Origin of the sequence: Pseudomonas salmasensis (assembly GCF_014268375.2) — a bacterium.
GTDB classification, from domain to species: Bacteria; Pseudomonadota; Gammaproteobacteria; order Pseudomonadales; family Pseudomonadaceae; genus Aquipseudomonas; species Aquipseudomonas salmasensis.
Genome location: NZ_CP077083.1, coordinates 5,049,159 through 5,071,953 on the forward strand (window position 1 = coordinate 5,049,159; position 22,795 = coordinate 5,071,953).

Annotated in this window: 23 protein-coding genes; 6 read left to right on the plus strand and 17 right to left on the minus strand. The window is 60.6% G+C overall.

Features of this window, described 5'->3' with window-relative positions; translation table 11 throughout:
- Positions 1–61: 61 nt before the first annotated feature.
- Together HU731_RS22620 and HU731_RS22625 are read right to left on the minus strand one after the other, a co-directional pair.
- Entirely contained in the window at positions 62–733 is a 672-nt protein-coding gene (locus tag HU731_RS22620; protein WP_186605605.1) for a COG3650 family protein, read from the minus strand.
- 96 nt (positions 734–829) lie between these two features.
- Positions 830–1,429, minus strand: a complete 600-nt coding sequence (locus HU731_RS22625) for a short chain dehydrogenase (RefSeq protein WP_186605607.1) — start codon at positions 1,427–1,429, stop codon at positions 830–832.
- 217 nt (positions 1,430–1,646) lie between these two features.
- Between HU731_RS22625 and HU731_RS22630 the strand changes: the two genes are divergently transcribed.
- Entirely contained in the window at positions 1,647–2,561 is a 915-nt protein-coding gene (locus HU731_RS22630) for a LysR family transcriptional regulator (protein ID WP_186605609.1), read from the plus strand.
- Here the strand turns inward: HU731_RS22630 and HU731_RS22635 are convergent.
- From HU731_RS22635 to HU731_RS22675, 9 genes are all read right to left on the minus strand, one after another.
- Positions 2,552–3,037: a DoxX family protein gene (locus tag HU731_RS22635; protein ID WP_186605611.1), complete on the minus strand. Its 486-nt coding sequence runs from the start codon at positions 3,035–3,037 to the stop codon at positions 2,552–2,554. The genes HU731_RS22630 and HU731_RS22635 overlap by 10 nt on opposite strands.
- Positions 3,034–3,810 (minus strand): HvfC/BufC N-terminal domain-containing protein, encoded by a 777-nt coding sequence (locus tag HU731_RS22640; protein WP_186605613.1) that lies wholly within the window; start codon positions 3,808–3,810, stop codon positions 3,034–3,036. Before HU731_RS22640 ends, HU731_RS22635 begins: the two co-directional genes overlap by 4 nt.
- Complete coding sequence (gene bufB, locus HU731_RS22645; RefSeq protein ID WP_186605615.1) at positions 3,807–4,685, minus strand: MNIO family bufferin maturase; 879 nt, start codon at positions 4,683–4,685, stop codon at positions 3,807–3,809. Before bufB ends, HU731_RS22640 begins: the two co-directional genes overlap by 4 nt.
- Before the next feature lie 22 nt (positions 4,686–4,707).
- Positions 4,708–5,004 (minus strand): BufA1 family periplasmic bufferin-type metallophore, encoded by a 297-nt coding sequence (locus tag HU731_RS22650; protein ID WP_186605617.1) that lies wholly within the window; start codon positions 5,002–5,004, stop codon positions 4,708–4,710.
- 263 nt (positions 5,005–5,267) lie between these two features.
- Entirely contained in the window at positions 5,268–5,969 is a 702-nt protein-coding gene (locus HU731_RS22655; RefSeq protein ID WP_003193540.1) for an ABC transporter ATP-binding protein, read from the minus strand.
- Between the two features lies 1 nt (position 5,970).
- Complete coding sequence (gene livG, locus HU731_RS22660; RefSeq protein ID WP_003193538.1) at positions 5,971–6,738, minus strand: high-affinity branched-chain amino acid ABC transporter ATP-binding protein LivG; 768 nt, start codon at positions 6,736–6,738, stop codon at positions 5,971–5,973.
- The gene (locus tag HU731_RS22665) at positions 6,735–7,988 is read right to left on the minus strand and encodes a high-affinity branched-chain amino acid ABC transporter permease LivM (RefSeq protein WP_034125955.1); all 1,254 of its coding nucleotides are present in this window, start codon (positions 7,986–7,988) and stop codon (positions 6,735–6,737) included. Before HU731_RS22665 ends, livG begins: the two co-directional genes overlap by 4 nt.
- Positions 7,985–8,908 (minus strand): high-affinity branched-chain amino acid ABC transporter permease LivH, encoded by a 924-nt coding sequence (gene livH, locus HU731_RS22670; protein WP_003193535.1) that lies wholly within the window; start codon positions 8,906–8,908, stop codon positions 7,985–7,987. The genes HU731_RS22665 and livH overlap by 4 nt, the downstream gene beginning before the upstream one ends.
- A 227-nt stretch (positions 8,909–9,135) precedes the next feature.
- The gene (locus HU731_RS22675) at positions 9,136–10,263 is read right to left on the minus strand and encodes a branched-chain amino acid ABC transporter substrate-binding protein (protein ID WP_186605619.1); all 1,128 of its coding nucleotides are present in this window, start codon (positions 10,261–10,263) and stop codon (positions 9,136–9,138) included.
- A gap of 341 nt (positions 10,264–10,604) precedes the next feature.
- On the opposite strand from HU731_RS22675, the gene HU731_RS22680 reads away from it, so the two are divergent.
- The gene (locus HU731_RS22680; protein WP_186605621.1) at positions 10,605–10,907 is read left to right on the plus strand and encodes a DUF2288 domain-containing protein; all 303 of its coding nucleotides are present in this window, start codon (positions 10,605–10,607) and stop codon (positions 10,905–10,907) included.
- Between the two features lie 227 nt (positions 10,908–11,134).
- Here the strand turns inward: HU731_RS22680 and HU731_RS22685 are convergent, their stop codons facing one another.
- Together HU731_RS22685 and HU731_RS22690 are read right to left on the minus strand one after the other, a co-directional pair.
- A complete protein-coding gene (locus HU731_RS22685; RefSeq protein WP_186605623.1) occupies positions 11,135–13,396 on the minus strand; it encodes a putative bifunctional diguanylate cyclase/phosphodiesterase in 2,262 nt (753 codons plus the stop codon).
- 139 nt (positions 13,397–13,535) lie between these two features.
- Complete coding sequence (locus HU731_RS22690) at positions 13,536–13,904, minus strand: YkgJ family cysteine cluster protein (protein WP_032895678.1); 369 nt, start codon at positions 13,902–13,904, stop codon at positions 13,536–13,538.
- A 253-nt stretch (positions 13,905–14,157) separates the two neighbouring features.
- On the opposite strand from HU731_RS22690, the gene HU731_RS22695 reads away from it, so the two are divergent.
- Positions 14,158–15,504 (plus strand): spinster family MFS transporter, encoded by a 1,347-nt coding sequence (locus tag HU731_RS22695; protein ID WP_138762400.1) that lies wholly within the window; start codon positions 14,158–14,160, stop codon positions 15,502–15,504.
- Between the two features lie 683 nt (positions 15,505–16,187).
- Here the strand turns inward: HU731_RS22695 and rapA are convergent.
- Positions 16,188–19,034, minus strand: coding sequence for an RNA polymerase-associated protein RapA (gene rapA / locus HU731_RS22700; protein ID WP_032895680.1), 2,847 nt, complete (start codon positions 19,032–19,034; stop codon positions 16,188–16,190).
- Between the two features lie 219 nt (positions 19,035–19,253).
- Here rapA and HU731_RS22705 point away from each other — a divergent pair, with 219 nt between their 5' ends.
- Positions 19,254–19,598: an aspartate-semialdehyde dehydrogenase gene (locus HU731_RS22705; RefSeq protein WP_186605625.1), complete on the plus strand. Its 345-nt coding sequence runs from the start codon at positions 19,254–19,256 to the stop codon at positions 19,596–19,598.
- Here HU731_RS22705 and HU731_RS22710 read toward each other — a convergent pair.
- The 3 genes from HU731_RS22710 to HU731_RS22720 form a co-directional block, all read right to left on the minus strand.
- A complete protein-coding gene (locus tag HU731_RS22710) occupies positions 19,595–20,776 on the minus strand; it encodes an aminotransferase class V-fold PLP-dependent enzyme (RefSeq protein ID WP_186605627.1) in 1,182 nt (393 codons plus the stop codon). The genes HU731_RS22705 and HU731_RS22710 overlap by 4 nt on opposite strands.
- A complete protein-coding gene (locus tag HU731_RS22715; RefSeq protein ID WP_186605629.1) occupies positions 20,773–21,243 on the minus strand; it encodes a RidA family protein in 471 nt (156 codons plus the stop codon). The genes HU731_RS22710 and HU731_RS22715 overlap by 4 nt, the downstream gene beginning before the upstream one ends.
- Positions 21,244–21,334: 91 nt before the next feature.
- Entirely contained in the window at positions 21,335–22,207 is an 873-nt protein-coding gene (locus tag HU731_RS22720) for a LysR substrate-binding domain-containing protein (protein WP_186605631.1), read from the minus strand.
- Between the two features lie 132 nt (positions 22,208–22,339).
- Here HU731_RS22720 and HU731_RS22725 point away from each other — a divergent pair, with 132 nt between their 5' ends.
- Positions 22,340–22,501: a hypothetical protein gene (locus HU731_RS22725; RefSeq protein WP_003193515.1), complete on the plus strand. Its 162-nt coding sequence runs from the start codon at positions 22,340–22,342 to the stop codon at positions 22,499–22,501.
- 143 nt (positions 22,502–22,644) lie between these two features.
- The gene (gene ccoM / locus HU731_RS28795) at positions 22,645–22,761 is read left to right on the plus strand and encodes a cytochrome c oxidase subunit CcoM (RefSeq protein WP_019817835.1); all 117 of its coding nucleotides are present in this window, start codon (positions 22,645–22,647) and stop codon (positions 22,759–22,761) included.
- Positions 22,762–22,795 lie beyond the last annotated feature (34 nt).

A 22,795-nucleotide genomic window follows, 5' to 3' on the forward strand; every position in this document is an offset into this window, starting at 1 on the left:
AAGGAGGCCGGCTGTTTTGCAAACCGGCGATTATAAGCCCCAATGGCGACTTTCCGTCAGGTTAATCGTCCCGCGAGCCGCCGAACGCCGCGCAACCACGCTGCACCTGGCCGTTCACGCGCAACTCGGCGCTCATGTGTTGCAGGCTGCCGCTCACACTGTCGACGCAGCGCTGGGGCGCCACCCACAGTTCGATGTGCTGGTTATTGGCTTCGGTCATCAGGTTGAAGCGGCCGTCGCCCAGTTGCTCCTCGACGTACGGCACTGCCAACGGTGGCTGGCCCTCGCGTTCCAGCACCATGCCCTTGGCCGTGACATTCATCGCCCAGGCAGGTTTATGGCCGTTGGCCCGCAGGATCATGCGCTTGAAGTCCGGGTCGGAGCAGGCTGAGGTCGAGCGTTCGACGCGATACAGCTGTTGCAGGTCTACTGAACCCTGGGTGCCGCTGGCGACCCCGGAAAACTTGCCACGCAGGTCGGCAAACAGCGTGCCCTGCTGGCCGGCCAGCGAGGCGGCTTCCTGCAGGACGCTGGTGCCGCCGGTGTCGTTGACCACGTAGCTACGCTGGTCGCCGCACGGCTGGAACAGCAGTTTGCCGTCTACCGCGGTCAACTCACCCTGCATACGGGTCAGCCCGACGGTCGATGGCTTGGCCGGCTCGCTTTCGAACAATTGGCAGGCGGCGAACAGAGGAAGCAAGGCAAACAGGGCGAGGGTACGGGCGGCGCGCATTATCGGGTCTCCAGGCAAGTGCCGCCACGTTACGCAGGCTGGCCGTGCATCACAAGCCCGCTTGCCAGCTTCAGGCGTTTCTTACGGATATCACCTTCAACCTACGATAAAGGTCTGACCGGTTTGCAGGCCCTCGACGCTTTTTGCGTAAGCCAGCGCCACATCGGCGGCCGGGGCGGGTTTGTAGCCACGGAAATAAGGGGCATAGCTACCCATGGCTTCCAGCAACACCGTCGGGCTGACCGAGTTGATGCGCAGGCCGCGTGGCAACTCAATGGCCGCCGCTTTGACGAAGGCGTCCAATGCACCGTTGACCAAGGCCGCCGAAGCGCCGGTGCGGATCGGATCACGGTTCAGAATGCCTGTAGTGAACGTGAACGAAGCACCGTCGTTGGCGTATTCACGGCCGATCAACAGCAGGTTGACCTGGCCCATCAGTTTGTCACGCAGGCCCAGTTCGAAATCGCTGTCGTTCATGTCTGCCAGGGGCACGAAGTTGACGCTGCCTGCCGCGCAGACCAAGGCGTCGAACGTGCCGGTCTGCTCGAACAACTTGCGGATCGAGGCGCTATCGCTGATATCCACCTGAAAGTCGCCGCTGGTGCGGCCGATGCTGATCACTTCGTGGCGCTGGGCCAGTTCCGCCTTGACCGCTGAACCGATGGTGCCGCTGGCACCGATCAATAGGATTTTCATCGTGCTGTTCCTCTGGGCTGATTACCTGTAGGAGCGAGCTTGCTCGCGAAAAACGTCAACGATCACGCGGTAAAACTGACTACACGCCGGCGGTCTAGAGTTCTTCGCGAGCAAGCTCGCTCCTACAGAGGTTGGGATTTGCGTTCAGTCTAGTGTGGCTTTTTAGCTGGATAAACGTGCTAATAGGCAACCTTTGGTTTTCAAATGGAAACAGTCCATGAGCGAAATGGATGACCTGGCGGCGTTCGCCGTGCTGATCGAAGCCGGCAGTTTCACCGTGGCGGCCGCACAATTGGGCTGCAGCAAAGGGCAGTTGTCCAAGCGCATCAGCCAGCTGGAAGCGCAGTTCGCCGTGGTACTGCTGCACCGCACCACACGCAAGCTGAGCCTTACTGCTGCCGGCGCGGCGTTGCTGCCCCAGGCACAAGCGTTGGTGGTGCAGGTGGAACGCGCCCGTCAGGCCTTGGCGCGACTCAAAGATGATTTGGCCGGCCCTGTGCGTATGACCGTTCCGGTGTCGTTGGGCGAAACCTTTTTCGATGGCTTGTTGCTGGAGTTTTCCAAGCAATACCCGCAGGTGCAGATCGAGCTGGAGCTCAATAACAGCTACCGAGACTTGGCACGCGATGGCTTTGACTTGGGCGTACGCTCCGGCGCCATCGAACATGAACGCCTGGTAGCCAAGCCTTTGCTGGCCTGGCATGAGATGACCTGCGCCAGCCCGGCTTATCTGGAACAGCATGGCGAGCCGCAGACCCCGGCAGACCTGGCGGCGCACAGCTGTTTGCTCAACAGCCATTACAGTGGCCGCGAGGAATGGTTGTACCACCAGCAACACGAATTGCTGCGGGTAAAGGTGAGCGGCACCTTCGCCTCCAACCACTACAACCTGCTGAAAAAAGCCGCGATGGTCGGCGCCGGTATTGCTCGCCTGCCGTCCTACGTTTTACCCACGGAGCTGGCTGATGGCCGATTGCGCTGGCTGCTGCGCGACTATCAGACGCGCAGCATGCCGATGTACCTGGTGCATCCCTATCAGGGCGGCCTGCCACGGCGTACCCAAGTGTTGGCCGACTACCTGGTGGACTGGTTCAAGCGCAGCGGCGAGGCACTGGATCGACTTCAGCGATAACGACGGGCAATCAGGTGGTCGATGGACAGCCAACCCGGCCCTTTGGCAAGCAACAGCAATAACAGCGCAAGCCAGGTGCCGTGAGTGGGATAGGCGTCGGGGTAGACGAACAGCTGGATGGTCAGGGTCATGCCGATCAAGGCCAGGGCCGAAAACCGCGTCGCGAACCCCAGCAGGATCAGCACCGGAAAAAAGTGCTCGGCAAAGGTTGCCAGGTGCGCGGCCACCTCGGGCGACAGCAGAGGCAACGGGTATTCGCTGCGAAACAAAAACAGGGTCGAGGCGGCAAGTTTGGGCTCGCCCCATTGGAAGGTGCCGCTGATCAGGTCAATGGCAAAGCCTTCGACCTTGGTCTGGCCAGACTTCCAGAACACCGCCGCAATGGAGAAGCGTGCGATAAAGGCGATCAGGCTGTAGGGGATTTTTTCAAACAGTGCGACGGTTCGCTTTATCAGGCAGGGAGCGGGAATGTTCATGGCAATACCTCGGGTTGCAGGCGCAAATGGGTGATGGCGTCGTGGCTGATCAACAGCGTGAGACATTGGTGCAGATCGAATTCGGTGGAGGCTTGCAGGGCGTCAGCGATGGCCATCTCCAGCCCGTCGCCTTGGTTGAGGCGGTTGATAAAGGTCACAGACCCGCAGTCGATGGCGAATACCTTGACCGCCAACCCTTGGCGCAAGACCAGCGCGCCTTGGGCATGCCAGGGGTTCAAGCTGGCGACGGCCCCGTCGGTCTGGTGCGCCGCCCAAACCGATACCACCGCGTAGGAAGATTCCAGCGTGGCGAGTGACGGATGCAGTCGTACACGCAGTTGCCCCAGTTGCGCGCAACCTTGCAGTTGCTCAAGTACGCAGTGCTGATCCAGGACCTGGCAATCCGCCGCGTGATAAGCGCAAACCCGTAAGCGCTCCAGTCGGGCGACATCGGCCAGGTAGGGCACGCTCGAGGCCGGTTCGAAAGCCTGGATAAAGTCAGCGAACGTGCTGCCGTATTCACTGATCAACGGGCTGGTGGGCGGGTGGGCCTGGATATACAGGCCAGCCATGGCGCGGAAAAACTCATCGCCGACCAGTTGCCGCGCCACCGGGTAGGCGGCTGTCAAAGCATTGATCAACGCGCTATGGACATTGTTTCGATACACCGCAAAGCGGCTCGCCGGCTCAGCACCGTTGCTGCTGAACACGCCCTCGGGGCAGGTTGCTTGCGGGGCCAGTAACGCCTCGGCGAATGTTCGCTGAATACTCATCGGGCCACCTGCGACAAATACCACTCGGCCTGCCGGGCCTCTGCTTGCAACACGCTGAACGCGGGCACCTGGTTATCCCGCTCGATCAGCGTCGCTACCGCTCCGGTCCGCGCCAGTACCTGTGCGTACAGCTGCCACACGGCGTTATCGATCGGCGCGCCGTGGTCGTCGATCAGCAGGCGGTCGCCCAGGCTGTCGGTGTCTTCGGCAAAACCGGCCAGATGAATCTCACCCACTGCGTGCAATGGCAAGGCATCGATGTAGGCCAGCGGGTCGCGCTGATGATTGATGCAGGACACGTAGACGTTGTTGACGTCGAGCAGCAGGCCGCAACCGGTACGGCGGACGATCTCGCTGATGAAGTCGGTTTCGTCCAGGGTGGAGCGCTGGAACTGCAGATAAGTGGAGGGGTTTTCCAGCAGCATCGGCCGCTTGAGCCTGCTTTGTACCTGGTCGACGTGTTCGCACACCCGGTTCAGGGTGCTGGCGTCGTAGGCCAGGGGCAGCAGGTCGTTGAGAAACACCGGGCCGTGGCTGGACCACGCCAGGTGTTCGGAAAAAGACTGGGGTTGATAGCGTTCGATCAGCGCGGCCAGGCGTGCCAGGTGCTCGCGGTCCAGGGGGCCTTCGCCGCCGATGGACAGGCCGACGCCGTGCAGTGACAGGGGGTACTGCGCACGAATCAACCCCAGGTAGTGATGAAACGGGCCGCCGGCCACCATGTAGTTTTCGGCGTGTATTTCGAAAAAACCGATGTCGGGGCGGGTCTCGAGCACCTCGGTGAAGTGCTCGGTCTTGAGCCCCAACCCGGCCCGAGAGGGGAGGCCGGGCACCTGAGCCGGTGAGACCGCGTGTTGGGCTGTAAGCGTCATCATCAGTACTCAGGCTGCGCGGGGTTCAGGATTTGGCGGTGAAGGCCGCTTCCTGGCCAAAACCGGTCGGCGAGGTGGTGCTTGGGGTCTGGGTGCACGTGCCGGCAGGGACCAGTTTCCAGGCATTGGCCTGGTCTTTGGTTTTGGAGGTGCCAGCGCAGGAAGTACCGGCGCCCGCGGCGCAGTCATTCTTGCCGGTTTCAGCCACGCCGAAGCATTTCTGCATGTCGTCGGCTGCGTGGGCGGTGGTGGTCAGGGCGGACAGGCTCAGGGCAGAACCAAGGGCCAGAACGAGGGTGGCGGCTGACAGTTTGGTGGTCATGGTGTGTCTCCAGCAGTGGTTGAATGCGCAGGCTTGATTGCCTGCATGCACCACTAGAGAAAGGGGGAGGGAATTCGTTACAAGGCCATCGAAAAAAACTGCAAACAACATGTATTTTTACCAGAAAAATGAGAACTGGCTTGTGTGGGAGTTGGGCTTGCCCGCGATGCAGGCACCTCGGTGCTTCAGATACACCGAGGTGATGCTATCGCAGGCAAGCCAGCTCCCACACAAGCCAGCTCCCATTTTAGAACTCACTCTTTCTAGCCGCCGAGGTACGCCTCCCGCACTTTCGGATCGGTCAGCAATTGCTCGCCGGTGCCCTGCATCACCACCCGGCCATTCTCCAGCACATAGGCGCGGTCAGCGATTTTCAGCGCCTGGTTGGCGTTCTGCTCCACCAAAAACACCGTCACACCGTCCTTGCGCAGCTGTTCGATGATGTCGAAGATCTGCTGGATGATGATCGGTGCCAGGCCCAGGGACGGCTCGTCCAGCAGCAATAGCTTGGGCTTGCTCATCAGCGCCCGGCCGATGGCGAGCATTTGCTGTTCGCCGCCGGACATGGTGCCGCCGCGCTGGCTGAAGCGTTCCTTGAGACGGGGGAACAGGTGCAGCACCTTGTCCATCTGCTCCTGGTAATCGCCCTTGTCGGTAAAGAACCCACCCATGGCCAGGTTCTCTTCGACGGTCAGGCGCGAGAACACCCGACGGCCTTCCGGCACCACCGCAATGCTCTTGCGCATGATCTCGGCGGAGTGCTTGCCCACCAGTTCTTCACCCATGTAGCGGATGCTGCCACTGTAGGCTTGCGGCGAACCGCACAAGGTCATCAGCAAGGTCGATTTGCCGGCGCCGTTGGCGCCGATCAGGGTGACGATCTCTCCCTGGCGCACTTCCACATTGACGCTGTGCAGGGCCTGGATCTTGCCGTAGAAAGTGGAAACGTTTTCAAATTGCAGCATCTTACGCTTCCCCCAAATAGGCTTTGATCACTTCAGGATTGTCGCGGATCTGCTCCGGCGTCCCGTTGGCCAGCGGCGTGCCCTGGTTGATCACCACGATGTGGTCGGAGATGCTCATGACCAGTTTCATGTCGTGTTCGATCAACAGCACCGTGGCGTTGTTTTCCTCACGCAGCACACTGATCAGCGCCTTGAGGTCTTCGGTTTCCTTGGGGTTCAGGCCGGCAGCGGGTTCGTCGAGCATCAGGATGCGCGGGCGAGTCATCATGCAACGGGCGATTTCCAGGCGACGTTGCTGGCCGTAGGCGAGGGTACCGGCCGGGCGGTTGGCGAACTCGGTCAGGTTGACCTTGTCCAGCCAATACGCCGCGTATTCCATGGCCTCGCGTTCGCTCTTGCGGAACGCCGGAGTCTTGAACAGGCCGGCGAAGAAGTTGGTGTTCAAGTGACGGTGCTGGGCGATCAACAGGTTCTCGACCGCCGTCATGTCCTTGAACAACCGCACGTTCTGGAAGGTCCGCACCACGCCTTTGCGGGCGATTTCGTGGCCGGCCAGGCCCTGGATCGGCTGGCCGTCCAGCAGGATGCTGCCACCGCTCGGCTTGTAGAAACCGGTGAGGCAGTTGAACACGGTGGTCTTGCCGGCGCCGTTGGGGCCGATCAGCGCTACCACTTGTTTCTCTTTGACAGTCAGGGCCACGCCATTGACCGCCAGCAAACCGCCGAAGCGCATGCTCAGGTTTTCGACTTTCAGGATCTCGCGGCTCATTTGCGCAGCTCCATGTGTGGACGTTGCATGGGCAGCAGGCCTTGAGGGCGCCAGATCATCATCAGCACCATCATGGCGCCGAACATCAACATGCGGTATTCGCTGAACTCACGCATCATTTCCGGCAGAAGGATCATCACGATGGCCGCCAGGATCACGCCCAGTTGCGAGCCCATGCCACCCAGTACGACGATGGCGAGAATGATCGCCGACTCGATAAAGGTGAACGATTCCGGCGTCACCAGGCCTTGGCGAGCGGCGAAGAAGCTGCCGGCAAAACCGGCGAATGCAGCGCCCAGGGTGAATGCGGAAAGCTTGATGATGGTCGGGTTCAGGCCCAGGGCACGGCAGGCGATTTCATCTTCGCGCAGCGCTTCCCACGCACGGCCGATGGGCATGCGCAGCAGGCGGTTGATCACGAACAGTGCCGCCAACGCCAAAAGCAGCGCCACAAGGTACAGGAACACCACTTTGCTCACCGGGTTGTAGGCAATCCCGAAGTACTCGTGGAAGGTCTGCATGCCTTCGGCGGCGGTGCGGTCGAACGACAGCCCGAAGAACGTCGGCTTGGGAATGCTGCTGATACCATTGGGGCCACCGGTGATATCGGTGAGGTTACGCAGGAACAGGCGAATGATTTCGCCGAAGCCCAGGGTCACGATGGCCAGGTAGTCACCGCGCAGGCGCAGCACCGGGAAGCCCAGCAGGAAGCCGAACGTGGCCGCTGCCATACCGGCCAGTGGCAGGCAGATCCAGAAGCTCCAGCCCAGGTAATGCGAGAGCAGCGCGTAGGTGTAGGCACCCACGGCGTAGAAGCCCACATAACCCAGGTCGAGCAGGCCGGCCAGGCCCACCACGATGTTCAGGCCCAGGCCCAGCAACACGTAGATCAGGATCAGGGTGGCAATGTCGACCGCGCCGCGCGAGCCAAAGAACGGCCAGATCAGCGCTGCGATGATCAGCCCGATGATGATGTAGCGCTGGGTGCGCGGCAGGGTCAGAAATTGGCTGACCTTGGGCGACACCAACGGGCCACGGTTGCCCTTGAACAAGGCTCCGACCTGCTGGGTGAACAGTACACGCAGGAACATCAGCACCGAACACAGCGCGATGACGGTCAGCGTGACGGGCCCGGTGCCATGCACTTCCAGGTTGATGCCGACAATGCTCAGCTTGAGACCGAGTACCGGAAAGGCCACGGCCCAGACCAGCAAGGCGCTGAAAAACGCCGATTTAAGATATCTGCTCATACTTTCTCAACCTCCGGACGGCCCAGGATGCCGGTCGGACGGAACAACAACACCAGAACCAACAGGCCGAACGCGACGACGTCCTTGTACTGGTCACCGAAGATATCGGCGCCAAAGGCTTCGGCCACACCCAGCACCAGCCCGCCGAGCATGGCGCCCGGAATGCTGCCGATGCCGCCCAATACCGCCGCGGTAAAGGCCTTGAGGCCCACCAGGAAACCGGCGTTGGGGTTGATCACGCCGTATTGCATGCTCAGCAACACGGCCGCCACGGCCGCCAGCGCAGCACCAATGACGAAGGTCAGGGCGATGATGTTGTTGGTGTTGATGCCCAGCAGGTTGGCCATCTTGATGTCTTCGGCGCAGGCCCGGCAGGCGCGCCCCAGACGGGAGCGGGAGATGAACAGCGTCAGGCCCAGCATGGCCACCAGCGTGACCACGAAAACCAGAATCTGCATGTACGAAATCAGCACTTCTTGTGCGCCACCCGGGCCGAAGGAGATGCTCCCCGGAATCAGGTTGGGAATGGACTTGTCCTTGGAGTCCTGGGACAGCAATACGGTGTTCTGCAGGAAAATCGACATGCCGATGGCGGAAATCAGCGGGATCAAACGGTTGCTGCCCCGCAGGGGACGGTAGGCAACCCGCTCGATGCTGTAGCCATAGGCACTGGTTACGATGATCGATGCCAAAAACGCAGCGGTCATCAACAGCGGCAGGGAGTGGATCCCCATCATGGCCAGCCCGGCAAGGGCGATGAAGGCCACGTAGGAACCAATCATGTACACCTCGCCATGGGCGAAGTTGATCATTCCAATGATGCCGTAAACCATTGTGTAGCCAATGGCTATCAAGGCATAGGTGCTGCCAATGGTCAGGCCATTAACCAGCTGTTGGAAAAAATGATAGATCTCAGGCATTACAGCGCTCCTAAAAACCCGATACGCATTTCACTGGTGGAGTCATTTCCGGCTCGGTGCCCTGTTCTGTGACCAGGTTGCACAAAGCGTTTGCCAGCGAACCGCTGGTGACGGTTTTAAGATTTTCAGGTGAGCCAGCGCCCGGATCGCGGGTGACATGGCCCATAAACCTCGTAAAACAAAGCCCACTGCTTGCACAGTGGGCTTGTTGACCAGTAACGCCTGGCTTACTGAGGGGAAACTTCGGTTTTTGGTTTACCGAAGTGCCATTCGTAGACCACGAACTTGAAGTCCTTCAGGTCGCCCTTGGCGTCGAAGCTCAGCTCGCCCGTAGGGGTCTTGAAGGTACCGGCGTGGATGGCCTCGGCCACTTTGGCGGTGTCTTCGCTTTTGGCGGCTTTGATACCGCCGGCAATGACTTCAACCGCCGAGTAGGCCGGGAACACGAACGGACCGGTTGGGTCCTGCTTGTTCTTGGCGAACTCTTCGACGATGGCTTTGTTGGCAGGGTCTGTGTCGAAGGATTTCGGCAGGGTCACCAGCAGGCCTTCGGAAGCGCCCTGGGCGATTTGCGAGATCGAGTCGTTACCCACGCCCTCTGGGCCCATGAACTTGGCGTTCAGGCCTTTTTCCTTGGCTTGGCGCAGGATCAGGCCCAGCTCAGGGTGGTAGCCGCCGTAGTAGACGAAGTCGACGTTGGCTTGCTTGAGTTTCTGGATGATCGAGGAGAAGTCTTTGTCGCCGGCGTTCAGGCCTTCGAAGACGGCAACCTTGGTGCCTTTTTCTTCAAGGGTCTTCTTCACGGCGCTGGCGATGCCTTCACCGTATTGCTGCTTGTCGTGCAGTACGGCAACGATTTTCGGCTTCACGTGGTCGGCGATGTAGTTGCCGGCCGCTGGGCCTTGTGCGCTGTCCAGACCAATGGTGCGGAAGATCAGCTTGTAGCCACGGGACGTGATTTCAGGGCTGGTGGCAGCCGGGGTAATCATGATGACGCCTTCGTCTTCATAGATATCGGACGCTGGCTGAGTGGAGCTGGAGCAGAGGTGACCGACGACGAACTTGACGCCGTCATTGACCACTTTGTTGGCAACGGCCACGGCTTGTTTAGGGTCGCAAGCGTCGTCGTATTCCTTGGCTTCAAGCATCTTGCCGTCTACGCCGCCCTTGGCGTTGATGTCTTTGATGGCTTGCTTGGCACCCATGAATTGCATGTCGCCGTATTGCGTCACCGGACCAGTCTTGGGACCGGCGATGCCGATCTTGATGGTGTCGGCTGCGAACGAATGGCCGGCAACCCCAGCCAGGACCATAGCGGCAAACAGTTTGGAAATCTGCTTAGTAGCCTTATTCATAGTGCTCCACTCTTACTGTTGTATTTTTTATAGTTCTAGCGGCCTTGTGAGCTGCAGAACCGGATCAGATATCGCGGATATCCCCCCGGCATTGCCCTGGCAACTGTACCGGTACAGTGTAGAGCGCTGGCTGATCGCTTGAAAAGCTGGCAGCTGGGGGCAAAACCTGGGTATGTCGCTTAAATGAAAGAAAAAGACAGAATCGCGGCGGGTTGCTAACAGCTTTCAAGGCATTCCTTGGCTTTCCTGGCGCTTTCAATCGCTACTTCATTTGCTACTGGGTTTTTCTGCCTGAGCGACGGGGCTATGATTGCGCCGATTTTTTACTCAGGTGAATTCCCATGACGCAAGAACCAAGCACCCTCTATGCCAAGCTGCTCGGTGAAACCGCCGAAATTTCCTGGAAGGAGCTTGAACCGTTCTTTGCCAAGGGTGCCCTATTGTGGGTCGATGCCAGCCTGGATTTGATCGAGGCAGCCGAGGCAATGGCCGAAGACAAGCGTGACAAAGTCGCCGCCTGGCTGGCCGCGGGCACCCTTGGCGAGGTGTCTGCGACGCGGGCATTGGACCTGATAGAACGGGATCCGAGCTTGTGGGCGGTGGTGGTCTCGCCCTGGATCCTGATCCAGGAAAGGGCAGGGTAAGAATGACGCGCACGAAAAAGGTGCGCATTTTTCCCGCAGTGAAGTGTGTAGCCGAGTAACCGCTGAACGCGTGATGGCACCTTGCCGTAGAGAAAGGTCACAGCCGGGGGTGACGTTAACGTCACGGGAACAGTTGAGGTGCGAGGGAAATGCTGGCGCAATTGTTTCCATGTATGACTCGACCCGAATGAAGTCACGATCACATCGCCAACATCCCAGATGTGGGGTTAGCGAATCGGCCTGACAATAGAAGGCGAGCCGACACGTTCGGGCGCGGAGTCGTTTGGTTGTGGAGCGTCTTTACCCTCCATGCTGAACGCGCTCAGCGGGTTGCGCATGGCAATGCCCTGCATCACACCGATGATGTCGTCGAAGGGCACCGCCGGGCTGAGCAAGTAGCCTTGGATGTAGTCACAGCCATGTTTGAGCAGCATCTCAAACTGCGCCTGGGTTTCCACGCCTTCGGTGACCACCTGCAAGTGCAGGGTGTGGGCCATGCCAATAATCGCCTGGACAATTTCACTGTCTGCGGTGGATTTGGGGATGTCCTGGATAAACGAGCGGTCGATCTTCAAGGTGTTGAGCGGCAAGCGTTTGAGGTAAGCCAGCGACGAATAGCCGGTGCCAAAGTCATCGATGGCCAGTGACACACCCAGGGCGCGAATCTGCCGCAACAGTGCCAGGGTGCTGCTGATATTGCCCATCAACGCATTTTCAGTGACTTCCAGTTCCAGGCGGTCGGTGCCGATGCCGGCGAAGCGCAGGGCATCTTCGATTTCATCGGCCAGTTCGTCACGCGCCAGGTTCAACGCCGAGCAGTTCACCGCCATGATCAGCTCGGTGTAGCCCCGGTCAGACAACAGGCTCAGGTCGTGACAGGCCTGGCGCAATACCCAGTGGTCCAGCTCGGCGATCAGCCCGTTATTCTCGGCAATGCCGATAAAACGGTCTGGGGCCAGCAGCCCATGTTGGGGATGTTGCCAGCGCACCAGGGCTTCCAGGCGCGTGACCTTGCCCAGTTTCATGTCGAAGATCGGTTGATAAAACAGCACCAGTTGGCTGCGCGTACGCAAGGCGGCGCGCAGCTCTTCTTCCAGTTGCAGCTCAAGGAAGGCACGGGTTTTAAGGTTGGAACTGAAGAAATTCAGACAATTGCGCCCGGCATCCTTGGACTGGTACAGCGCCAGGTCGGCGGTTTTAAGCAGTTCTTCGCAGGTGTGGCCGTCTTCGGGAAACAGGCTGATGCCGATGCTGGTGGTCATCACCATGCGTCGGCCGGCCAGTTCGATGGGCTCTTTCATCTTCTGCATGATGCGCTGGGCCATGTTTCGGGCTTCGTCGCGGTGATGAATATTGACCAGGATGCAGAACTCATCGCCGCCAAAGCGTGCCACCACATCTTCATGGCTGCGTATCGAGCCCTTGATATGCCCGGCCAGCACGGTGAGCAACTGGTCGCCCGCATCGTGGCCAAGGCTGTCATTGATGCGCTTGAAGTGGTCGATATCGAGGAAGATCACCGCGAGCATGCCTTGGCTGCGGGTTTTCTCCGCGACTTTTTCCGCGAAGATCTGATTGAAACCACGGCGGTTGAGCAGGCTGGTCAACGCGTCGAAGTGGGCCACTTGTTGCAGCGAGGCGCGGGCCTGGTCGAGTTCGCTGAGCAGCGCGTTGACCCGGCGCAGGTCGCGCTCCTTGTGTTGCAGCTTCTTGTCGGCCAGGGCTGCGCTGATGCTGCTGCCGATCACCAGCAAGGTGATCATCGCGACCGAAAGGCCCAGTTGAATCGGGTTGTTATCGGCCGGCAACGACAGGTCCGTGCCGCTGGGCACCAGCATTTGCATGGCCGCCATGCCGGTGAAGTGCATGCTCAGGATCCCGGCGCCCAGCACCAGGCTGGCGGCGTATTTGAGCAGTTGGTGAAACACGCCGGCCCCATTGCGCAGGTAACTGGACAGCAACAACGCCGCCAGGCTGGCGCCCATGGCAATCGCCACCGAGGCCAAAAACAGCCGTGTTTCGAAGTACACCTGGGCCTGGGAACGCATGGCCGACATGCCCACGTAGTGCATCAGCGCGATACCCAGCCCCATCCACACCGATGCCACCAGGTACTGATGAAAACGCAGGTGGGTATGACTGAGGGTCTGCATGGCGAGCAGCGAAGCGATCAGGGCGATCAGCAGCGAGGCGAAGGTCAAGATCAATTCGTAGTGAATGGCAATGGGCGCTTGGAAGGCCAGCATGCTGATGAAGTGGGTCGACCAGATGCCGCCTGCCAGGCAACCCGCGCCCAGCCAGCGCCAATGGCGGCGGGCGGTGGGGTTTTCGACATGGCCGACACGTTCGGCCATGTCCAGCGTACCGAAACCCGCCGCGCAGGCGACCAAATACGCCAGCAGCACCAGAAACGGGTTATGACTGCAATTGAGCAATAAATGCCCGCTGTCTGGAAGGTCGGTAAAAAAATGCTGCCCCAGCCATTCCATAGCTTATCCCGTCACAGAGCCCTGTCACTGCCAGCGGCGATGACCTATGAGGTCGAGTATAGGAGTCTCTCGAGTTTTGCCATCAGTAATGGCGTTTTGATCTCAAATTATTTTGACATGGCTTCCATAGCGTTTGGTGCTAAGCGCTGATGGGCAGGTCGAGTTCGAAGTGCGGGGCCTCCAGCGGGGCCAAGCCAAATGCGGCACGGGCGGCGTCGCAATCGACATTTTGCACGCCCTGGCTCCAGGATGCCTCGAACTCACGGCATACACTGGAGCGTTGCTCATAAATTGAGCAACTGGTGGCCTGTCCGACTTCACCTTCAAGGCTGGCGCACCGTGCCGGTTTGCGGTCGGTGCCGATCATCGCCACGCGGCTGGGGTTGATCTGCACCACCAGCTCATCGGGCACCGTGCCCCCGGACGAGGCGCACTCACCCCAAAAGAAAGACACGCGAAAGTGTGAACAGCAGGCACCGCAATTCAGACACGGACTGGCTTCGGACATGGGCGTCATCAATAAGAAAAGTAGGAGGAGGGTGCTGCGAAAGGCTCGCCATTCTATCCGTGCCATGGCCGTTGGGAAGAGGGGCACGCACTTATATTTTCGTCGGCAAAATCCCCTGTTGCCTGGGTGAAATCATGCCCTATCAGCTTTACGAATCATTACAGACAATCACCGCCAGCCTGACTATGTTGCAGTGACCTGAGCAGGATGCACCGGGCATCGCAGCTCTCATAACAATAAAAGAGACGGACCCATGCAGAACTCGACCCAAGCGGCGAATGCCTGGCGCATTCTGTTCCTGCTGTTCCTCGCCAACCTGTTCAATTTCTTTGACCGTACCATTCCCGCGATCATCATCGAGCCCATCCGCATGGAATGGCACTTGAGCGATTTTCAGCTCGGTATCATCGGCACCGCCTTCACCATCGTCTACGCCATTGCCGGGCTACCGCTCGGGCGCCTGGCCGACACCGGCTCACGCAGCAAGTTGATGGGCTGGGGCCTGTTCGCCTGGAGCGGGTTGACGGCGGTCAATGGCATGGTCGGCAGTTTCTGGACCTTCCTGCTGGTGCGCATGGGCATTGGCATCGGCGAAGCCAGCTATGCACCGGCGGCCAATTCGCTGATTGGCGATCTGTTTCCCGCCCACCGCCGCGCCCGGGCCATGGGGATTTTCATGCTTGGCCTGCCGTTGGGCCTGTTGCTGGCGTTCTTTACCATCGGCGCGATGGTCAAGGCGTTCGACAGCTGGCGTGCGCCCTTCTTTATCGCGGCGGTGCCGGGGCTCATCCTGGCGGTGTTCATGTTCTACATAAAAGAGCCCAAGCGTGGCGCAGCGGAAACCGTGCAAGTCTCCCAGGAGCGCGTCGACCGCCCGATCCGCCGCGTGTTGGCCGTGCCGACCTTTCTGTGGCTGGTGCTGGCCGGGTTGTGCTTTAACTTCGCTACCTATGCGTGCAACTCATTCCTGGTGCCGATGCTGCAACGCTATTTCCTCATGCCGTTGCAGGACGCGGCCGTCGCGACGGGCGTCATCGTCGGCCTGACCGGTTTGGTGGGATTGACGCTGGGTGGCTGGATCGCTGACAAGATTCATCAGCGGGTCGCCAATGGCCGATTGTTGTTTGCCGCATTCAGCTTGATCATCTCCACGGTCACTACCGCCTGGGCATTGCATGCCGGGCGTGTCGAGATCGGGGTGTTTGTCGCGCTGTTCAGTGTGGGCTGGTTGTTTGCCTACAACTTCTATACCTGCGTGTATACCGCGATTCAGGACGTGGTCGAACCGCGTTTGCGCGCGACGGCGATGGCGTTGTTTTTTGCCGGGCTGTATTTGCTCGGCGGTGGCATGGGGCCGGTGGTGGTCGGGGCATTGTCCGATCACTTTGCTCATTCGGCGATGTATGCGGACGGGGCGCAGCAGATGACCGAGGCTTATAAAGCGGTGGGTTTGCATGACGCCATGTATCTGATTCCGGTGGCGCTGTTCTTGACCATGCTGTTTCTGTTCCAGGCTTCGCGCAGTTTTGTGCGCGATGCCAAGCGGATGAAGGAAGGGTTGAGTGCGGTTGAGGTGCCGGCGGTTGCCGCTACAGCTTGAGACCGAGGTGACGCTTTCGCAGGCAAGCCAGCTCCCACCTTTGACCGAGTTGACTGAACCTTGTGTGGTCAACTGTGGGAGCTGGGCTTGCCCGTGACGGCCGGATAGCCGACGCTGTTCTAACTGACGCGCCGCGATCTAAAAATGTGGGAGCTGGCTTGCCTGCGAAGACGACCTGATAGCCGACACCCATCTACCTGGCACCCCGCGATCAACCTGTGAGCGGGCTTGCTCGCGAAGGCGGCCTGACAGTCAACACAGTTGGATCGGGTACATATCCGTTATTTAGGTAACGGCCACTTAGGGTTCCGCCCTGACGGCGGGTCACTTTGGAAAAGAGCCCCAAAGTAACCAAAGGGCTCTTGCCCCACCACTCGGCACCTCGCTTAGGCTCGGTGTGCCCGAACGCAGGCTTGAATCCGTGGGCCGCCGCCACGCGCCATCCATGGCGCGGGGCGGCTAACCCGGCGTCCTGCCGGGTTACCCACGAATTCAAGCCTGCGTTCGGCCAGCGTGGTTTAACGGGGCGCTTAAGATCAAGATCAAAAGCAGATCAAGAGCAAGAGCGGCTCGCTTCGCATCGTGGTTACCGTCGATCGCTTCAGTTACCTATGCTGCGATGAGGCCCGCAGGGCCAATAAAAAAGGCCCGCATTGCGCGGGCCTTTTACGTTCAGCGGACTATCAACCCGCTACCAACACTCGAATCGCTTCCAGTCGCAACGCGGCTTTATCGAGCATGGCCAGGCCTTGCTCGCGTTGGTTGCGCAGGGCAACCAGCTCGCTGTCGCGCACGGTCGGGTTGACCGCTTGCAACGCGGTAAGGCGTGCCAGCTCTTCGTCGGTGTCTGCCGCCAGGCGACGCTTGGCTTCGGCCACGCGCTCGGCGTGACGCGGGGCGATCTTCTCTTCACCGGCGTTGATGCGTGGTGTGAGTTGGTCGCGCTGGGCCTGCACGAATTTGTTCGCGCTGGCCCGTGGCACGCTTTCGAGCTGGTCATTCAAGGTCACGAACGACACGCGGCCCGACAGGTCATTGCCGTTGGCATCCAGCAGGCAGCGCAAGGCGGCCGGTGGCAGGTAGCGGCCCAGTTGCAGGGAGCGCGGGGCGACCACTTCGCTGACATACAGCAGTTCAAGCAATACGGTGCCGGGCTTGAGCGCCTTGTTCTTGATCAGCGCCACGGCGGTGTTGCCCATGGAACCGGACAGCACCAGGTCCATGCCGCCTTGCACCATCGGGTGCTCCCAGGTGATGAACTGCATGTCTTCGCGCGACAGCGCCTGGTTACGGTCGTAGGTGATAGTCACACCTTCGTCGTCGCCCAGAGGGAAGCTGGCGTCGAGCATTTTTTCGCTGGGCTTGAGGATCAGCGCGTTTTCCGAATGGTCTTCGCTGTCGATGCCGAACGCGTCGAACAGGGTTTCCATATAGATCGGCAGGGCGAACTGGTCGTCTTGTTCGAGGATGTCCTCCACCAGCGCATCGCCTTCGCCGGCGCCGCCGGAATTGAGTTCGAGCAAGCGGTCGCGACCGGTGTGCAGCTCCTGCTCCAGGCGCTCGCGCTCGGCACGGGCTTCGTCGATCAGCGCTTGCCACTCGCCGTCGTCGGCGGCTTCCAGCAAGGGCAGCAGGCGTGGGCCGAACTGATGCTGCAAGGCGTTGCCGGTCGGGCAGGTGTTGAGGAAGGCATTGAGCGCTTCGTGGTACCACTGGAACAGGCGCTCTTGCGGGCTGGTTTCCAGGTACGGCACATGCAGTTCGATCACGTGTTTCTGGCCGATCCGGTCCAGGCGCCCGATACGCTGTTCCAACAGGTCGGGGTGGGACGGCAGGTCGAACAGCACCAGGTGATGGGAAAACTGGAAGTTGCGGCCTTCACTGCCGATTTCCGAGCAGATCAGTACCTGGGCGCCGAACTCTTCATCGGCAAAATAAGCCGCCGCGCGGTCACGCTCCAGGATGTTCATGCCCTCGTGGAACACCGTGGCCGGAATGCCGGAGCGCACGCGCAGGGCGTCTTCCAGGTCCATGGCGGTTTCGGCGTGGGCGCAGATCACCAGGACCTTGGTGCGCTTGAGCATTTTCAACTGGTCGATCAGCCACTCGACCCGTGGGTCGAAGCGCCACCAGCGGTTCTCTTCCTCGATGTCCGGTTGCGCCTGGAAGCTGACTTCCGGGTACAGCTCGGCGTGTTCGCCCAGGGGCAGTTCGAGGTATTCGTCCGGGTTCGGCAACGGGTAGGCGTGCAGCTTGCGCTCGGGGAAGCCTTGCACCGCGGCACGGGTGTTACGGAACAGCACGCGGCCGGTGCCGTGGCGGTCCAGCAGCTCACGCACCAGGCGGGCACTGGCTTCGGTGTCGCCATCGTTGACGGCGGTGAGCAGGGCTTCACCTTCGTCACCGAGGAAGCCTTGAATGGTCTTGTGCGCGGTCGGCGACAGGCGGCCCTTGTCCAGCAGTTCCTGCACGGCTTCGGCCACTGGGCGATAGTTTTCGCTCTCGGCGCGGAAGGCTTGCAGGTCGTGGAAGCGGTTCGGGTCCAGCAGGCGCAGGCGCGCAAAGTGGCTGTCCTGGCCCAGTTGTTCCGGGGTGGCGGTCAGCAGCAGCACGCCGGGGATCACCTCGGCCAGCTGTTCGACCAGCGAGTATTCGGCGCTGGCCTTGTCTTCGTGCCACACCAGGTGGTGGGCTTCGTCGACCACCAGCAAGTCCCAGCCGGCGGCGAACAGCGCGTCCTGGGCCTTCTCGTCGTCCACCAGCCATTCCAGCGCAACGAGTGCAAGCTGGGTGTCTTCGAACGGGTTGGTGGCATCGCTTTCGATAAAGCGCTCTTCATCGAACAGCGCAACCTGCAGGTTGAAGCGGCGGCGCATTTCCACCAGCCACTGGTGCTGCAGGTTTTCCGGAACCAGGATCAGTACGCGGCTGGCACGGCCCGAGAGCAGTTGGCGATGGATCACCAGGCCCGCTTCGATGGTCTTGCCCAGGCCCACTTCGTCCGCCAGCAACACGCGTGGCGCGATACGGTCAGCGACTTCGCGGGCGATGTGCAGTTGGTGGGCAATCGGTTGGGCGCGCACGCCACCCAGGCCCCACAGCGAGGACTGCAACTGGCGGCTGGTGTGTTCCAGGGTGTGGTAGCGCAGCGAGAACCACGCCAGCGGGTCAATCTGCCCGGCGAACAGACGGTCACTGGCCAGGCGGAACTGGATGAAGTTGGACAGTTGGGTTTCGGGCAGGGTGACCTGCTCGTTCTGCCCATTGAGGCCGTGGTAGACCAGCAGGCCATCGACGTCGTCGACTTCCTGTACGGTCATTTTCCAGCCTTCGAAATGGGTGATGGTGTCACCCGGCGAAAACCTCACGCGAGTGAGGGGCGCATTCCGTAGCGCATACTGGCGCGTGTCGCCAGTGGCCGGATAGAGCACGGTCAACAAGCGGCCGTCCTGTGCCAGAACGGTGCCTAACCCCAGCTCTGCTTCGCTGTCACTAATCCAGCGTTGCCCCGGTTGATACTGCTGCGCCATGCTGCCTGACTCCCGCCGTGAAAAAGCCGACTATGTTAACGGAACACGGCCCGGCGCCCAAGAACTCTGACAAAAACTACGCTGTTTGTACGGGCCGGCGGAAATTGAATCGACGGGTGGCGGGCACTTGAGAGTGTCGACTGAGTCACAGCTTGGCACGCGGGTGCTCAAGTCGCCCTGCCACCCGCCGACAGCCTGTTGATCAGGAGAATAATTATCATGCTGCCACCCATGCTGCCCGTCAGTGTTGTGCCGGTCACGTCGCAACTCGACCCGGCACGCCAGAAACCGGATATTCCGCCGGTGGTGCCCGTTCAACCGGGCTCCAACGAGAGCACGATCGACCTGAAAAAAGGCGATGCCGAGCAATCGACCTTTCTGTTGCGCGAAGAGCAGCGTCGCCAGCAGGAGCAGCAGAAACGCCGGCGCGAAGCCGACGACGACGACGCGCAGCAGCATTTGCCGATTCCCGGCGACGTGCTCAACGCTGACAACACCGTGCCCGTGGCGCCGCTGATCGAAGACGCGCCGCGCCAGGGCCTGTGGGTGGATATCGAGGTTTAACCGTTCAGTTCGCGCAAGGCCCTCACCAGCAACTCAATCTCGTCATCGGTGTTAAGCGGGCTGACGGAGAGGCGTGCAACGCTGCTCAACCCACGCGCTTGCATGTCCAGCGGGGTGTAGGCCACGCCATTGGCGCCGATGTTGATGCGCTTTAACCCCAGGCGTTGCTTGAGTTCAAAACTATCCCAGCCGACCAGGTTGAACGCGATCAAGCCTGAATGCGTGTTGCCCAAGTCGTGCAAGCTGATCCCCGGTATCTGACGCAGTGCTTCGCGGATTCGCGCGCTGGTCTGCGAGACCCTTTGCCATACCCGCTCAATCCCCAGTTGATTGATCTCGTGCAACGCATTGCCCAGGCCGGCCAGCAGGGCGAAGGACACTTCGCTGGTTTCAAAGCGTCGGGCGTCGTTGCGCAGGTCGAAGCCTTCGGCGGTCCAGGGCGCTGAAAATACGTCGCGTTGGGCCGGGTTCAGGTGCTGGAGAAACTCCGGCCGGATGTACAGCAGTGCGGTACCGCGAGGCCCGCGCAGGTGTTTGCGGCCGGCGGACTTGAGCACATCGCACTGCAACGCTTGCACATCCACCGGCAGCTGGCCGACGGCTTGGCCCGCGTCGATGAAGTAGGGGATGGCATGCCGCCTGGCCACATCGCCGATGGCCTGGGCCGGGTTGATCAAACCACCGTTGGCCGGCAGCCAGGTGAGGTCGATCAGCTTTACATTGGCATCCAGCATCGCCTCCAGCGCCACCGGGCAGGTCGCGCCGCTGGCATCGCACGGGATGACCTCCACCCGCGCGCCGGCTTGAACGGCCAGTTCCATGCTCGCCAGGTTACCGCCCCATTCATGGCGCCCCACAAGAATGCGATCGCCTGGCTGCCACGGGCCCAGCGCCTGGAAGGCCATGCTCCAGGCCGTGGAGCCACTGGTGGTGAAGGCAATCGACGAGGCGGGCGCATTGAGCAGTTGCCCGGCGGCGCGGCGGGCCTTTTCCACTAAGACGGCACCCTGTTCGCCGGCCTCCATCGGGCCGTCGCGCGCCTCGCGTTGCAACTGTTCGATGATGGCGTCGAGCGTCGCCTGGCTGGGCAAGGACGCCCCGGCGTGGTTGAAGTGCACGATGCCGGATTGGCAACCGGGCGTGGCTTCTCGCAAGTGCTGCACTTGCAGCGGGCTCATGGTCGCAGCTCGAAAATGGCGTCCACCTCCACCGCGACGCCAGCCGGCAAGCTGCTGACGCCGACGGCGGTGCGCACGTGTTGGCCCTTGTCGCCGAGGGCGTTAACCAGCAGGTTCGAGGCGCCGTTGGCGACTAGGCTTTGGCGCTGGAAGTCGGCGCTGCTGGCAATGAACACGCCCAGGCGCAGGATGCGCACCACCCGCGACAGGTCATCGCCCAGCGCATCGCTTAGTTGCCCCAGCAGGCCCAGTGCCGCCAGTTCTGCCGCTTGGGCGCCATCTTCATCGCTGAGGGAGTCACCCAGGCGGCCAAGGTAGGCGGGTTTGCCATCGCGCATGGGAATTTGCCCGGAGATGAACAGCTGGTGCTGGCTGATCACATGGTTGATGTAGTTGGCCGCGGGTTGGCTGGGCGTCGGCAGTGTCAGGCCGAGGGCGTTTACGCGCTGGCGGATGGAGTCGGTCATGGTGAAACCCTCTGGTGTCAGAAGGCTCCAGCATGTTGGCGGTGGCGAGGGGCGACAAACGGATAGATCTCAACCGACGTATCGAAAAAACTCACGCGTCGGCGCACGCCTGCTTCAACCACTGGCTGAAGCATTGCGCCGCCTCATTGAGCGGGCCCTGGGGGGCGATCAGCCAATAGCCGATGTCGCTGTGATAGGGCGGCCAGTCAAAAGCCTCCACCAGGCTGCCGTCCTGGAGCCTGCGTTCGATCAGGCGATGGCGGCCCATGGCGATCCCCTGGCCGGCCACGGTCGCTTCGACCACGATGTTGTAGTCATGCAGCATCACGCGGGGGTGGCGCTCGAGGTTGACTTGGTAATGGGCCGACCAATCGGTCCACTCGAAAGGGCGGTGCGAAGTTGCCATCAACAGCGGGCCACTGGCGACCTGCCGGGCTTTGAATGCAGGGCTGCACACCGGTGACAGGGTTTCGGCCATCAGGCGCGTAGCGTGCACGTCGGGCCAGTCGCCCTTGCCGTAGCGGATGGCCAGGTCAACCTCGGCCGTGGCGACATTGGCCAATTGAATCGCGGGCAGTAACTCCACCTGAATATGCGGGTAGCGCTGTAGAAACTCGGCCAGGCGCGGCGCCAGCCACAACGTGGCAAAGGACGCCAGCAAACCGATGCGCAACACACTGGCGCTGGGCGCATCCCGTTGGTTGCGCGTTGCAGCGGCGATGGCGTCCAGGGCAGGGCGGATTTGCGCGTAGTACGCTTGCCCGGCCAACGTCAGGTCAATCGCACGGGTTCGCCGGATAAACAGCGGTTTGCCCAAGTGGTGTTCGAGCTTATGCACCTGGTGGCTCAGCGCGCTTTGGGTCACCGACAACTCGTGCGCCGCCTTGATAAAACTCAAATGCCGCGCCACGGCCTCGAAGGCGCGCAGGGCCAGCAATGGCGGAAGGTCGTTGTGCAAGGCCACCTGGATGCGCCTCCTGGGCGGGTAGAAAGTGCCGATTTTGGTCGATGGCCTGCATTTTGTCGCCCGCTTAATTGCCGTCGGGCGGGGCAGGCCGCATTATTGAGGCATTCCCGCCACGACGTAAGCCAAGCCATGAGTGATGACGACAAGCTGATCGACCTGAACGCCGAACGCGCCAAGCGCGTGCACGACCTCAATGACAAACGCTTGAATGAAGTGCGCCAAGCCTTTGAACAAGCCATGCCCCTGGGCAAACCCAAGAAAAAGCCCAAGAACAAGCCGAAAAAGCGTTGAAACACCCTGCATCCGTTGATGCAGGTCAGTTATTCCCCTTCTTTACGCCCCGTTATGGGCGACATTGATCCTGGTCAATTTCCCACTGCGCCTTCTCCATTAACTTAGCCCTATCGCAACAGGGCAAGTGCAGGAGGCCGGTCATGTTTTTCGATAATGTGGTTTTTGCCGGAGTGCTGACTGTTAGCCTCATGGTGCTGTTTTTTGTTGGGTTTGGATTTTTTATCTGGAAAGACGCGAACAAGCGTAAAAAACCTTAAGTTTTTCCGGGTTACATGAGCACGCAAGGCATTT